Genomic DNA, 13,352 nt, shown 5'->3' with positions numbered 1-13,352 from the left:
TGATTGGTCCGATTTTATATTTTTTTTGCTAATTTCGGACTGATTGGTCTATTAAAAGGAGAGAGATGAAGATGACAAGCGAAAATGGATTGAAGGCCCAGGCCACCGAAATGCTAAAGGCATTCCAAAGCAGCCTGGTAGCGCGTGATTTTGAAAAGTGGTTTACGTTATTCAGCGCAGATGCCGTTGTTGAATTTCCTTATGCTCCAGCAGGGTATACGCAAAGGCTGGCCGGCATTGAAGAAATTCGGAGCTACATGCATGAGCTGTTCATGCGGATGAATGTTCTCTCTTTCTCCACCCCGGAATGTCTCGTATCCGGAGATACAATCGTTGCCGAGTATACATGCGACGCTGTCATGACAGGAACTGAAATGACGGGTACAGAGAAGCCGTATCGGCAGTCGTATATTTCCGTGTTCCACACCAAGGATGGCAAGATCACGCATTTTAAGGATTATTGGAATCCGATGGTCCTGCTTGCATCCGCACAAGGCTAAGTTCTTATACTTACATTTAAAAGGAGATAAACCAAGATGATGAATCAACGAAAAATACTGATTACAGGCGGAACGGGAAAGACAGGCATAAGAATCGCAGAAAGGCTGAATCAAAAGGGATATCCCTATGCCATTACCATGAGGAATGCGGGGGCCATGACCGAGCCTGAGACACAAGTTCATTTCGACTGGTACGACCGTTCGACGTTTCTCCCTGCCCTGCAGCATGTTGAACGCGTATATTTGGTTGCACCTGTAGGAGACGCTGAACCCATCAAAGTGATGGAACCTTTTATGAAGCTGGCACTCGAACAAGGGGTACGCCGTTTTGTGCTTCTCAGCAGTGCATCCATTCCGGAGGAGGGTCCAGTATTCGGCCCTGTTCATCGCTTACTGAAAGAGCTGGCTCCGGAATGGACCGTGCTCAGACCATCTTACTTCATGCAAAATTTCACCGAAGGTCCGAATGGTTTGACCATTTCGCAGCAGGATCTGATCATTAGCGCAGCAGGGCAAGGGAAAATTGGTTTTGTGTCAGCTGATGACATCGCGGAAGTGGGCTTCAGAGCACTCGTCGATGATATTGCCCATAATACAGAGCATATCATCACGGGACCGGATACCTTGTCCTATGATGACGTCAGTCGGATCATTAGTGAAGTGACGGGAAGACAGGTGATACACAATTCCATATCGGATGATGCATTGGTAAGCAGCTGGGTGGCGGCAGGGCTAAGCAAGGACTATGCTGAAGTGATGGCTGGCCTCGACCGGAAGATCCGAGAGGAAGGGACGGAAGATCAGAGCACGGATACCGTGTTCAGAGTGAGTGGAAAGGAACCTGTGTCCTTCCGGGATTTTGCAGCACAACATGCAGGCGTATGGAAACGGGTGCCGGAGACGACAAATGTAGGAGTATAGAAGACCAACAGGAATAATTACTTTTTATGGTATGATATCAGGAGGGGCTTATTCAGCTAACGGACCGTAATGTTGATTATCAAAATATCATCAAAGGAGGTGTGTCTATTGGGCAGTGAAAGTGATGTCATAATTTCTCCATTAAATCATGACTTAATAGCGGATATCCCTATGACGAATGACTATTTTGAGTTATATGGTAGAGTTGTCCCCAGTTTACAATCCGGAAAGTGGACTTATGAAGAAGTACTGTTTGATGAAACGAGAGAAATACGGTTTCCAGATGACAAACTTGATTGGAGCGAATATATAAACCGAGAGGATAAAGCTTTATTCTTAGCTTATCTGAATCATACCTGCATAGGACAAATCAGAATCATTAAGGATTGGAATCGCTTCTGCTATATTGAGAATATTGCTGTCAAAAAAGATTATAGAGCCGGTGGAGTCGGAAAGCTGCTCTTAAACAGAGCAGAAGAGTGGGCAAAACAAAGAGAACTTATAGGATTGTCCCTGGAAGCTCAGGATGATAATCTTGGTGCATGCAGATTTTATGTGAAACAAGGATTCATACTAGGTGGCGTTGACACGCTAAAACAGTCATACAATTCGAATATTGATACCACGTTATACTGGTATAAATTATTCAAGTAACGGGGCTTTAGCGGAATAAGTAATACAGTCATTCCAACATGGGAATGGCTGTTTTTTTATACCTGGACATAAGAAATTGACGGTGCTGAAGGCATCTTCATGATTGCAAAAGTCTCCAGCAATCGGAGGGCTCTCTTGGGGAGCTCTCTTCCTGATGTGAGGGCGGCGCCGAATGGAAAGGCGCCGCTGCTACAGATGCACCGGGACGACCGAATAAGCTCAGTGAAACGGAGGCCGGAGTATGCTTGATCCCTCAGCGGATGATCCCGCGGATTTCGTCCAGGCTGCCGATGTTCTCCTGCTGCATGAAGTCCTGCAGTCCGGCGAGCAGTTCCTCCCCGGCCCGGAGGTTCATGAAGTTGTACGTACCGACCTGCACCACCTCAGCGCCGGCCATGATGAATTGGATGATGTCCGCGGCCGAGGTGATTCCGCCCATGCCCATGACGGGAATCGTGACCTCCTTCGCCACCTGATGCACCATCCGCAAGGCGATCGGCTTGATGGCAGGACCGGACAAGCCTGCATACAGATTCGAGAAGACGCTCCGTCGCTCACGAATATCGATGTGCATGCCCGAGAAGGTGTTCACCAGAGAGACGGCATCCGCGCCTTCCCGCTCGCACATGACCGCCATGTCCACGATGTTCTCCGCATTCGGCGACAGCTTCACCGCAAGCGGCAGCGAGGTGGCCTGGCGCACTTCACGGACGACCTCCCGCGCGACCTCTGTCTTGATGCCGAAGGCCAGCCCCCCTTCCTTGACGTTGGGACAGGAAATGTTCAGCTCGATCATGTCCACGCCGCGAAGATGCGCATGCCGTCGTTCTCCTGCATCCTTCGTGATCTGCAGCGCGCCCAGCACATAGTCTTCGATGCGGCTCCCGCCCAGATTGGCGATCTTGACCGGCTCCAGCGTTTCCCAGTAGGCCATCTCTTCGGCGAGAAACGCGTCGATGCCCGGATTCTCGAGGCCCACGCTGTTCATGATGCCTCCGGCCGTCTCCCAGATGCGGATCCCTTGGTTGCCCTTGCGGGGCTCCAGGGTCAGTCCTTTGCTCACGATGCCCCCGAGCTGATTAATATCATAGTGCTGCGCATATTCCCGTCCAAAACCGAACGTGCCGGATGCCATCACAATCGGGTTGCGGAATGGAATCCCCGCGATGCTACAGGCTAAGCTCATGCCACTCGACCTCCTCTGCCGAGAATACGGGACCGTCCGTGCACGCTTTGCGATTGCCGTTCTTGTTCATTACCGTGCATGCGTAGCAGGCCCCAATGCCGCAGGCCATCCGCTTCTCCAGCGACACGTACACCTTCGTTCCCAGCCCCTCCCACATTCGGGCGGCTTCCTTCATCATGCCGAGCGGACCGCAGACGAAAACGGCATCGTACCGGCTTATATCCACCGCATGCAGCACGCTGCCGCCGACCTGCACGGTGAGCTGATTCGCATAGAGCTCAAAAGCCTCCGTTACATAGGGCTGCTTCTGAAAGCCCAAGTAGACATCCGGCCGGTTCAGCTGCCTGGCGGCATACAGCAGCGGGGCAATGCCGATTCCGCCGCCTATCAGGGCGACGCGTCCTTTTGCCTGCGGAAACCCGTTGCCCAGCGGTCCTTCCAGTTCAATGGAATCGCCTTCGCGCAAGCGGGACAGCAGCCGCGTGCCCTCGCCCGCGATCCGGTACAGAAACTGCAGGCGGTCCGGTTCCATATTATGAATGCTGATCGGACGGGACAGGAGGGGAGCGCCAAGCCATGCGCGCAGCATATAGAACTGCCCCATGCGGCCCTCCCGGAAATCCCCCGCTACCGTCATGAGTCTGATATCGTCGCAGATGTGTTCATTGGAAAGTATCGTATACATGGATCGGCTCCTTTGCTTGCAGGTCATTTCTATCTACTATGCCTGCTGCAGCATAGGAAGGGCCGTGATGCCGGTCACACCGGGGTGCGGGGGAGAAGGAGGAAGCCGAATCATTCCGCCATATGGAGGCCGAATTCGAGAGACAGTCCTTTTATCCCCTTGCTGGTTACCCGAATGGCTCTGCCCTGATGCAATCTCTCGATCCACTGCAACTCGAAGAGCCTCTTCGTTATCGCTGCCCCGAGATATCCCGCCAAATGGTGGCGGCGTTCACTCCAGTCCAGACATTGCCTGGCATAATGCCGGCGTTTCTTGGCAGAATCATCGACCTCGGCGCCCCAAATCCGCAATTTCTCCTTGCCTTCCAGGTTAAGCACATAATCTTTTCCCGATTCCTCTAGCCATCGCAGCTCAAGGAACCGATCCGTAAGAGCGACGCCGACCTTGCCGGCTAGATGATCATAACAAGTGCGGCAATGCCTCATTTGCTTAAGCTCGTCCGATTCACGTAAAGAACGGATCGGCTTCGAAGGTGAAATCGTTAGCATGGCTTCAAGCGTATGCGCGACTTCTTGATTGGCCAGGCGGAAGTATTTGTGCCTGCCGTAGCTCTCATGGATCAATAAGCCTCCTTGAACCAGCTTGGCCAAGTGAGAGCTTGCCGTCTGGGGAGATATATGTGCGGCATGAGCCAAATCGCTGGCGGGCAGCGCTTTTCCTCCAAGTAAGCTCATCAGCATCGTAAGACGGGAGGGGTCGCCTAGTAATTGGGCAATTCCCAAGACATTTGGATTTATGATTGTCCTCACCTCTACATTTATTGTTCGTTCTCCATCGAAGTGTATACATAGTAACATAACTACATGAATTGACGAAGGAGGAATGATTGGTGAATCGTTATATGTTTGTATTCCTTGTTTTACTTGCTACTTCTCTCATGGGGTCCTCCTTTGCTGTCGGCAAAGTAGGTTTATCCTATGTTTCGCCCTTATTACTGGTAGGGATCAGGTTTACACTGGCGGGGGTTATTTTAGCGTTGGCAGTCAAAATAAAAAGAAGGCGATTTCCTGAAACCCTCCAGGATTGGGCAAGGCTTCTTCTCATCGGCGTTTGTCAGACGGCTGCGGTCATGGGATGTATCTTTTTAAGTATGCGTACGATTACAGCCGGGGAGACATCGATCCTGACTTTTGTGAATCCCCTTCTCGTTGTCATTTTAGGCGTCGTGTTTATGGGGTTGAAATATCGAATGTATCAATGGATCGGGGTCCTCATCGGATTTGCAGGCGTTTTTGTTACATTGGGATTTCATTTGCGCCTTTCCGAAGGAACCCTGCTCGGGCTTGGATCGGCATTAGCATGGGCTATCGCCACCTTGCTGGTCAAAAAGTGGGGACCCCGGTTCGATAATTGGACCTTAACCGCCTTCCAGATGCTTTTCGGAGGACTGCTTCTGTTGTTGTTAGCTATCAGCGCAGAAACGCCCAGACTTATTCTTAACTGGACTTCATGGGGCGTCATTCTTTATTTAGCGATACTAGGGTCGATTGTTCAATTTGCGACTTGGTACTACCTGCTTAGCAAAGGGGATCCCGGAAGAACAAGTGCTTTTCTATTTCTGGCTCCATTCTTCGGCGTGCTTTCCGGTTGGTTCATTCTGGGCGAGGTGATCCACTGGTATGTTTATGTGGGCGGATTATGTATATTCATCGGGATTTTTCTGGTCAATTGGACTAGGGGAAGTAAAATGACATAGAACGATGGTGTGGGAATGTCTCGTTTGCATGTAGTAGCACTCATCAGGCGTACCCGGTCTTTGTTGAATCGAAATAAAGTAGAAGAAGCGTAGTGCAAGTACGCCGATGCGGCCGAAACGGATCTATGCTACGATGGGTGAACAGGTTTTACATGCATAGACGAACCAGAGAATGGATGAGATCGCATGAAATTTACAATACAGCATCGAAGCGGTGTGGCGAGCTATGAGAATTGAAATTGGACAGCAAATCATCGAATGCCACGTGTCCTACGGACCCCGTAAAAAGCTTACGATTCATATCGAACCGACAGGTCTGGTCACGGTTAAAGCACCGAACGGGACGAGCGACGAACAGGTGACGAGTGCCGTAAAGCAGCATGGGGAGAGGATCGTGCAGCATCTGCAGGCTATCGCAGCAGCCCGTGAAGCGCCGGGGATCAAAGAATATCAGGAGCAGGGCAGGTTTCTACACCTGGGACAATACCATTTGCTCCATGAGCTCATCGAAACGAAAGACCGGGACGAAGAACAGCTGAAGCGGGATTTGAAGAAGTTCTATTTTTCCAGCTGCAAAAAGGTTATTCAGGAACGCATCCAAATCTATCAGAAGCAGCTCAAAGTCACTCCGAGAACAGTCGAAATCGTGGAGTCCAGCACCAAGTGGGGAAGCTGCAGCTCGGATAAGCATCTGACCTTCAATTACCGCCTGGCGATGGCACCTGTCGACGTGATCGATTATGTGATTATCCATGAACTGTGCCACCTCACGCATATGAATCATGACCGTTCGTTCTGGAGACGGGTGGGCGGCGTGATGCCGGACTACAAAGAAAAAGAACGCTACCTGGCGCGGTACGGGCAGGCGATGACATTGTGAACTTTACATTCCCGCTTATTTCCAACATACTACTGGTAGATAGAAGGAAGCCGCATGGCGCAGAATCATAGCGATGGCCGCCGGAACGCGGTTTGCCTATCTACCAGACTAGCGATAAGGGAGAATGATCCGATGTTAAGTGAGAAGCTGCTCGCGAAGTTGAACGACCAAATGAATTATGAATTTTATTCTTCCCAGGTATATCTGGCGATGGCGGCGTATTGTTCGTCGGAGAGCTTTGACGGCTTTGCGAATTTTTTCATCATGCAGTCGGAAGAAGAGAAATATCATGGAATGAAAATATTCCATTTCATAAACGCCTTGGGCAAACGTGCCATCGTTACAGGCATGGGAAATCCTCAGAATGAATACAGCTCCTTGCTGGATGCCTTTGAGCATTCCTTCGAGCATGAGAAAACCGTGACCGCGCGAATCTATGAATTGTCCGATATTGCACTGGACGAGCGGGAGCATGCGACGATCAATTTCCTGAAGTGGTTCATCGACGAGCAGGTGGAAGAGGAAGCGACCTTCGACAGCATTATCCAGAAGCTGCGCCGCATCGATAATGACAGCAACGCATTCTACATGCTCGATTCGGAGCTTGGCAAACGCACGTTCACGCCACCAGTAAACGAAGCTTAATACGCACGAAGAAGAAGCTGTTTTCCCGCAAGGGGAAGCAGCTTCATTTTTTTTCATCCATATGGGGACTCATCAAGGGTTAAGGATAAACTTGCGGATGACCGTCGTTTCTAAGTCCGGGTTGTTCAAGTCTTCAAACCAGCGGTACCACGACCCTTGCCCCGGATAGAAATTCGCGGTTTCCAGGTAGGAACCCGAAGAGAGGGTGATTTTGTGAAGCGTACTTAAATCTTTGTTTAAAATAATGATCTGTCCCTGCGTATTTTGGGGGAGCGCTGTCTTTTCGTCCACGACGAGTATATTTCCATCCGCGTTCACGGTGAACGCTAGATTGTCTTTTTTGTGGATCAGGGATAACGTCTTTTGGGCAGCCAGGCCCTTGGAATTAAATACGTAGAGCATATTTTTGACCGATGTGATCAACACGTTGCTATGGAACGACGAATCGTTCTGTTCGAAATTGTCGATGAACACTTTGCCAGGAAGGGACTTTGTCCACAGCACGGTCCCTTTGCTGTTCCTGGCGATGACATCGGTCGTCGCTTTGTTGAACTTGTAGAACAGGAGCGTCTTGTCAGGTAAAATCCCTACAAATTTCTGTCCTGCGATTTGCTGCCTGAACTGAACATTGAGCTTGGCATCATAGACGGTCAGGGTTGCTTTATAGTTTGAAAAGTCGGATTTATTGCCGGACTCATTCAGGAGCGTCGTCATCAAGTCGTTATGATAGCTGTACACATATTCTTTGATCTCTTTCTTATGTATCTGTTTCCCCTGCTGGTCGATCCGAAACACGTTAAACTTGTATTTTTCCAGACTCATGTAAAATAGCAGCGTTCCGTCGCCGGCAATATTAAGCCCGCTGATATCGCTGACCTTCTCGGCAAACGTTACAGGAAGCGGCCGGGAAAACTCACGGGTCCACAATGGTTTGCCGGCTGAATCGTAGGCTTGGAGCTTGCGGACGAGCTTGTGGTTCTTGGTGTCTTGGTACTGCGTCGTGAGATACAGGTTCCCGTTATTCCCAACCTGATTGCCCCCGAAAAAACCTGCGTACGCCCTTTTGAAAGTAGAGGTATGCGGATCGACGGTGGCGATTTTGTCGCCGGTGCTGTCATTCATGATCGATACCACGCCATACCCATCCATGACGTAGAGCTTGTTTTTGACTTTACGGACATATGTATCTGCCGGAAGCAGGTAAGGGGCCTGGGCTTCCCACGCCGGTTCGGGCTGACTGCTAAGCATGGCCTCGGCATGCATCGGGCTTGCGGCGGTAATAAAGAACAGTAGGGTACCAAATAGAGCGAGCAGCGTTTTCTTCATGATTTCCTCCGTCATCTGGATTCTATTGCTGAAATGTTTCTGCAACCGCAGGTGCGGTTTTGGCCGTTTCATGCGGCGCTCCCGGGCGGGAACGATCGCCGCCCGCTAAGACCGATACCCTTCCTGCGAGATCAGCTTCAGCAGGTTCTCCGGGATTTTGAATTGCTGGTTGTCGATCAGCAGCTGGAAGTCCTCTCTGGCATCGGACTGATGGGCCAGCTTGATTTCCTCCATCTCCTGCTGGAGCTGCTCCATTTTCGTATCGAGCTCATACGCGGTGTCGGCTGCTTTCTTCAGGTCCTGCAGGAGGCGCTCCGGCACGGTTTCATTGCATTTATAGAAGATTTTGTGCTCCAGGCTGGCCCAGAAATCCATGGCGATGGTGCGGATCTGGATCTCGACGCATATCGCCTCCTCGCGGTCGGACATGAATACGGGGACCTCGGCCAGGATATGCAGGCTTTTGTAGCCGTTGGGCTTCGGATGCTGGATATAGTCCTTGACGGACAGAATGTTCAGGTCGGCTTGGCTTTGCAGCATGTCGCTGATGCGGTAAATGTCCGAGATAAAGGAGCAGGTGATCCGGATGCCCGCGATATCCTTAATGCTGTCCTGGATGTCGGAGAGGGAGCCGGCACCGCCTTTGCGCAGCAGCTTCTTCATAATGCTCTCCGGGGACTTCAACCGCGACTTCGTATGCTCGATCGGATTGTAGTCATGCAGCAGCTGGAATTCCTCCTGCAAAATTCTGATTTTGGTCTCGACTTCCTGCAGAGCGAATTTGTATTTCATCATAAACCGCGTGAGCTTTTTCTGGATGGCCTTCATTTGTTCGATCGGATTTGCGTTGTCTGGCATGGTTTACCGTCCTTCTATATAAAATGAACTATAATTTCAATTTTTTTATGGTTCTATAGTCATGAGTCATGTTTTTCCTATTATAGCTTAGTTGGTGAGGAGCTGCCAGACGATGGGAGAAGAAGCTGATAGAGGAGGATTAACCTTTGATATTTTCGTAAAGAATCCATATCAAGCATATGGGGGATCTTCGTAGGCATAGAAATAACCAAAGAAGCATACTGCGGCAGCTCCTTTGGTTTGTTCGCGGTCAAATGTTCTGGGGCAATTTGCTTACGGAAAGTTGCTTATGGAAAGCAACAGCCCCTTCGCCGTTCTGGCGGAAGGGGCTGTTCGATATCGCTCGCGATCAAGGCGGCGTAACTATGAAGACGAAGACTTTGTTTTGCCCGCCAGCCTGGAGATCGACTCGATATCCTGGTCCGTTAATTGATCAAAGAAATGTTTGCGTATTGCCTGTGAGACCACCGGACGGGCCTCATCCAGCGCCGACTTCCCGGCGGGAGTGATGGTGACTTGAACGCCACGATCTGTGTCCAGTGGTTTCCTTCTCACGAGTCCGCGTTTCTCCATCCGGGTCAGATGGTGTGATAATCGGCTCTTATCCCAGTTCATCGAGTCGGCTAATTCCTGCTGGCGAAGGCTGCCTTCCCCGAACAGGTCTAATCGATCCAATATTCCATAGTCCCCTTCGGATAGTCCAGTGCTCTCGGACGTGTCTTTGATTACGCGGCCGAAAATCGTCTGAAAGGTGCCTTTCCACATATGCCATATTCGCATTTCTTCTTCATTTAGCTCGTTCTTATTCATGGAAACATCATATCACGGTTGACGTATCAACCACAACATGTTACAGTAATCACCAAGGTTGATGTGTCAACTTGAGGGAATCGTTTGATCGTTAGGTTGACACGTCAACTCGTAATTTACGAGCGTTGCATTTCAAAGGATGAAAAGGAGAGGATCAACATGCAGAATAAACCGGTCGCCCTGGTCACCGGGGCCAATAAAGGAATCGGTCTTCAAATCGCCAAGGATCTCGCGGGTCACGGCTTCACAGTGCTCGTCGGATCACGGAATCTGGAGAAAGGGGAACAGGCGGCGAAGAGCGTTGGTGCAGACGCTCTTGCGCTCCAGCTGGATGTCACGAGTCAGGACTCCATCGCTGCGGCGGCAGATCGCATCCGCAGCGAACTTGGCCGTCTTGACGTCCTCGTCAACAATGCAGGCATCTCGCATGCGGGCTTGCCGGGCCGGCCGCTGGAGGAGATCGGGCAAGCAGGCCGGCCTAGCGTCGCATCTCTCGACGAGGTGCGGACGGTATTCGAGACGAACGTGTTTGGCGTAATCGCCGTCACGCAAGCGATGCTGCCGCTTTTGCTTGAAGCACCGGCTGGCCGCATCGTCAACATATCCAGCGGCGCAGGCTCGCTGACGTTGAACGCGGACCCGGCCAATCCGCACCGCCCGTTGTTCGGTGCCGGCTATAGTCCGTCCAAGACGGCCCTGAATGCGATCACACTCGCTTTTGCGATCGAGCTCGAGTCCACAGGCATCAAGGTCAACGCCGTATGTCCGGGCTTCACTTCGACCGATCTCAATAACTTCGAGGGTACGGGCACCGTCGAGCAGGCCGCACGTCAACCCGTTCACCTCGCTCTCCTCGACGAGAACGGTCCGACAGGCACATTTTCGAACGAAAGCCGCCTGCTCCCATGGTAATGCGGTCTCAAACATATGATTCTAACAAAACTCTCTCACTCAAAGAAAGGAATTATACTTATGCAAATCAATGTTAGTATTCCAACTCCTATTATATCGATGAAACCAGTTGTGCTCTCAGCCCCTTACCGGGGTGAGGAGCTGCACGTACGGGTGTCTGTGCCCGCTGCGGGAGGCGATCTGCCCATTATCGTGTTCTCCCACGGCTTTGGCTCGTCGATGGACGGGTACGCGCCGCTGGTTGACTTCTGGGCTGCTCACGGCTTCGTGGTCATTCAACCTACCCACCTCGATTCCAGAACGCGGAACCTTCCTCCTGAAGATCCCCGTACACCGCTGATCTGGCGCTTACGGATCGACGACCTGACGTGCATCCTTGACGAGCTTGATCAGATCGAAGCTTCCGTGCCCAGCCTCAGCGGGCGCCTGGATCGGAGCCGCATCGCCGCAGTCGGCCACTCCTGGGGAGGCCAGACGGTGAGCACGCTGCTCGGCGCGCGGGTTCTGGGTGCCGACGGCAAACCCGGAGAGGACCTATCCGACCCGCGGATCAAGGCGGGCGTGCTGCTGGCCACGACGGGTACGGGTGGAGCCGACCTGAGCCCGTTCGCGGCCGAGCACTTCCCCTTCATGAATCCGAGCTTCGCGGACATGAACACGCCGACGCTCGTGGTCGCGGGGGACCGGGACCAGTCCATGCTGTCTACTCGGGGACCGGACTGGTTCACCGATCCGTACGTCCTGAGCCCGGGCAGCAAGAGCCTGCTCACCCTTTTCGGGGGAGAGCACTCGCTTGGCGGGATCCCCGGGTACAGCGTCACGGAGACGACAGACGAGAATCCCGAACGAGTGGATCTGCTCCAGCGGGTCACCTGGGCTTACCTGCGCAGCGCGCTCGGACTCGGCGATTCCAGCTGGCAGGCGGCCCGATTGGCTCTGGAAGAGAGCGCCGATCCGCTGGGGCGCATCGAGTCTAAGGAGTAAGGGCTGACGGGGCGGTGCCGGCCTGTTGACATGACCGGCATTTTATATGCAAACACTCCCTGACTTATAACATGCCGGTATACAGATATCACTGAGCTGAGGATGAACATGCGTTCATCCTCAGCTTTATTTTGCTAACTTTGGGTCATCATCGGCGGGGTGCTGGGTTGTCTGTACACGAACACGATGCTGACGATACTCTTGTCGGGAGCGGGAATCCACAACGTGCAGTTCATCGTGAAGATCCCCTGATCGTCTTGCTGTGCATCGGGCTTGTTGCATTATCCTATCTCGTCTCGATGCTGGTGGCCCGTAGGATCAGAAGAATATCTGCGTCCGGCATGATTACGGAATAGCCGGGCTCGGAGCGATCTCGTCACCAGCGATCTGCTCTTAAGCTCGCAGGACCGTTCGATGCAGGGTCGGGGATGCTCGCTTTTTCGCGGCCGATTTATCGCCAAGAAAGCCGATTGTCGTCAAGGCAGAGCACGCACGGCTATTTATGGCAGGGCGTCCGGCGGTTACTTGGGCATTTATTTCATGCCGGCCCCGAGCCCGGAGGGCTGCACTATCTGTTAATTCGGATGCGATGCGGTTTGTGACGCGGGAGAGGACGAATGGTTAGAAAAGGGGAAATTATCGGTTGTAAAGAAGTAAAGTAAACCCTCCCATTCTACCATATTATGGTATAATTGTTGCACCCTTAACTTTGGTGCGAACGTGAAGTGAACATGAATATCCAGAGAGATTCGCACCTGAAAATATCCTTATTTAACCATTTTTATGTAATTAGTAGGAATGTATTTTCTTCGAAAACTTATTTTTTTGAAAGAATAAACTGTTTTCGTGTATGATTATGCAGGAAAACAGGGTCGCACCTCATAGAGGTGCGTGGATTGAAATACTCCCCCACTCGCCCCCAGGCTTGCGGGTAGCTGTCGCACCTCATAGAGGTGCGTGGATTGAAATAGTTGATTACGAAGATAAAACGATAAACAGAGCGTCGCACCTCATAGAGGTGCGTGGATTGAAATTGTCAAATACAGAAAGATCGTCCACGCCCTCATTAGGTCGCACCTCATAGAGGTGCGTGGATTGAAATGCAGCTACGATATTCAGCGTAACAGGGACCATTTGTCGCACCTCATAGAGGTGCGTGGATTGAAATTTTCTTTTCGGATCCGGAAACCAGGTGCACGTGGGTCGCACCTCATAGAGGTGCGTGGATTGAAATC

General features: G+C 51.6%; 14 protein-coding genes and 1 CRISPR repeat array (1 of these 15 cut by a window edge). Of the genes, 8 read left to right on the top strand and 6 right to left on the bottom strand.

All coding sequences use genetic code 11. The annotated features are described in order from the left end of the window. The first annotated feature begins 71 nt into the window (after positions 1-71). From ACTHPM_RS23695 to ACTHPM_RS23685, 3 genes are all read left to right on the top strand, one after another. Positions 72-500, top strand: a complete 429-nt coding sequence (locus ACTHPM_RS23695) for a nuclear transport factor 2 family protein (RefSeq protein WP_440397473.1) — start codon at positions 72-74, stop codon at positions 498-500. A gap of 39 nt (positions 501-539) precedes the next feature. After that, positions 540-1,421, top strand: a complete 882-nt coding sequence (locus ACTHPM_RS23690) for an NmrA family NAD(P)-binding protein (protein ID WP_440397600.1) — start codon at positions 540-542, stop codon at positions 1,419-1,421. A 108-nt stretch (positions 1,422-1,529) separates the two neighbouring features. Continuing rightward, positions 1,530-2,075, top strand: a complete 546-nt coding sequence (locus ACTHPM_RS23685) for a GNAT family N-acetyltransferase (protein ID WP_440397474.1) — start codon at positions 1,530-1,532, stop codon at positions 2,073-2,075. 253 nt (positions 2,076-2,328) lie between these two features. Here ACTHPM_RS23685 and ACTHPM_RS23680 read toward each other — a convergent pair whose 3' ends face one another. The 3 genes from ACTHPM_RS23680 to ACTHPM_RS23670 form a co-directional block, all read right to left on the bottom strand. Next, positions 2,329-3,261 carry a dihydroorotate dehydrogenase gene (locus ACTHPM_RS23680; RefSeq protein ID WP_440397475.1) on the bottom strand — a complete coding sequence of 311 codons (933 nt, stop codon included), beginning with the start codon at positions 3,259-3,261 and terminating at the stop codon, positions 2,329-2,331. Beyond that, the gene (locus ACTHPM_RS23675; RefSeq protein WP_440397476.1) at positions 3,245-3,946 is read right to left on the bottom strand and encodes a dihydroorotate dehydrogenase electron transfer subunit; all 702 of its coding nucleotides are present in this window, start codon (positions 3,944-3,946) and stop codon (positions 3,245-3,247) included. Before ACTHPM_RS23675 ends, ACTHPM_RS23680 begins: the two co-directional genes overlap by 17 nt. A 110-nt stretch (positions 3,947-4,056) precedes the next feature. Next, a complete protein-coding gene (locus ACTHPM_RS23670) occupies positions 4,057-4,728 on the bottom strand; it encodes an ArsR/SmtB family transcription factor (protein ID WP_440397477.1) in 672 nt (223 codons plus the stop codon). A 107-nt stretch (positions 4,729-4,835) separates the two neighbouring features. On the opposite strand from ACTHPM_RS23670, the gene ACTHPM_RS23665 reads away from it, so the two are divergent. From ACTHPM_RS23665 to ACTHPM_RS23655, 3 genes are all read left to right on the top strand, one after another. Further along, the gene (locus ACTHPM_RS23665; protein ID WP_440397478.1) at positions 4,836-5,702 is read left to right on the top strand and encodes a DMT family transporter; all 867 of its coding nucleotides are present in this window, start codon (positions 4,836-4,838) and stop codon (positions 5,700-5,702) included. Positions 5,703-5,928: 226 nt separating this feature from the next. Further along, positions 5,929-6,582 (top strand): M48 family metallopeptidase, encoded by a 654-nt coding sequence (locus tag ACTHPM_RS23660; protein WP_440397479.1) that lies wholly within the window; start codon positions 5,929-5,931, stop codon positions 6,580-6,582. 132 nt (positions 6,583-6,714) lie between these two features. Further along, the gene (locus tag ACTHPM_RS23655) at positions 6,715-7,227 is read left to right on the top strand and encodes a ferritin (protein WP_440397480.1); all 513 of its coding nucleotides are present in this window, start codon (positions 6,715-6,717) and stop codon (positions 7,225-7,227) included. Positions 7,228-7,299: 72 nt separating this feature from the next. On the opposite strand, the gene ACTHPM_RS23650 is transcribed toward ACTHPM_RS23655, so the two are convergent. The 3 genes from ACTHPM_RS23650 to ACTHPM_RS23640 form a co-directional block, all read right to left on the bottom strand. Further along, positions 7,300-8,598 carry a hypothetical protein gene (locus tag ACTHPM_RS23650; RefSeq protein WP_440421701.1) on the bottom strand — a complete coding sequence of 433 codons (1,299 nt, stop codon included), beginning with the start codon at positions 8,596-8,598 and terminating at the stop codon, positions 7,300-7,302. Between the two features lie 60 nt (positions 8,599-8,658). Then, positions 8,659-9,411 (bottom strand): GTP pyrophosphokinase, encoded by a 753-nt coding sequence (locus ACTHPM_RS23645; protein ID WP_440397482.1) that lies wholly within the window; start codon positions 9,409-9,411, stop codon positions 8,659-8,661. 363 nt (positions 9,412-9,774) lie between these two features. Further along, positions 9,775-10,191, bottom strand: a complete 417-nt coding sequence (locus ACTHPM_RS23640; protein WP_440421699.1) for a MarR family winged helix-turn-helix transcriptional regulator — start codon at positions 10,189-10,191, stop codon at positions 9,775-9,777. A gap of 189 nt (positions 10,192-10,380) precedes the next feature. On the opposite strand from ACTHPM_RS23640, the gene ACTHPM_RS23635 reads away from it, so the two are divergent. Then, positions 10,381-11,133 carry an SDR family oxidoreductase gene (locus tag ACTHPM_RS23635; protein WP_440397484.1) on the top strand — a complete coding sequence of 251 codons (753 nt, stop codon included), beginning with the start codon at positions 10,381-10,383 and terminating at the stop codon, positions 11,131-11,133. 60 nt (positions 11,134-11,193) lie between these two features. After that, complete coding sequence (locus ACTHPM_RS23630) at positions 11,194-12,117, top strand: alpha/beta hydrolase family protein (protein ID WP_440397485.1); 924 nt, start codon at positions 11,194-11,196, stop codon at positions 12,115-12,117. A gap of 871 nt (positions 12,118-12,988) precedes the next feature. Then, positions 12,989-13,352: direct repeats of the CRISPR family, unit length 32 nt; unit sequence GTCGCACCTCATAGAGGTGCGTGGATTGAAAT; it runs 266 nt beyond the window's last position.

The sequence above is a fragment of the Paenibacillus sp. SAFN-054 genome (assembly GCF_051966755.1).
GTDB lineage: Bacteria > Bacillota > Bacilli > Paenibacillales > Paenibacillaceae > Paenibacillus_AQ.
Note: the sequence above shows the minus strand (reverse complement) of the source record. Positions and strands in the feature narration are given on the sequence as shown.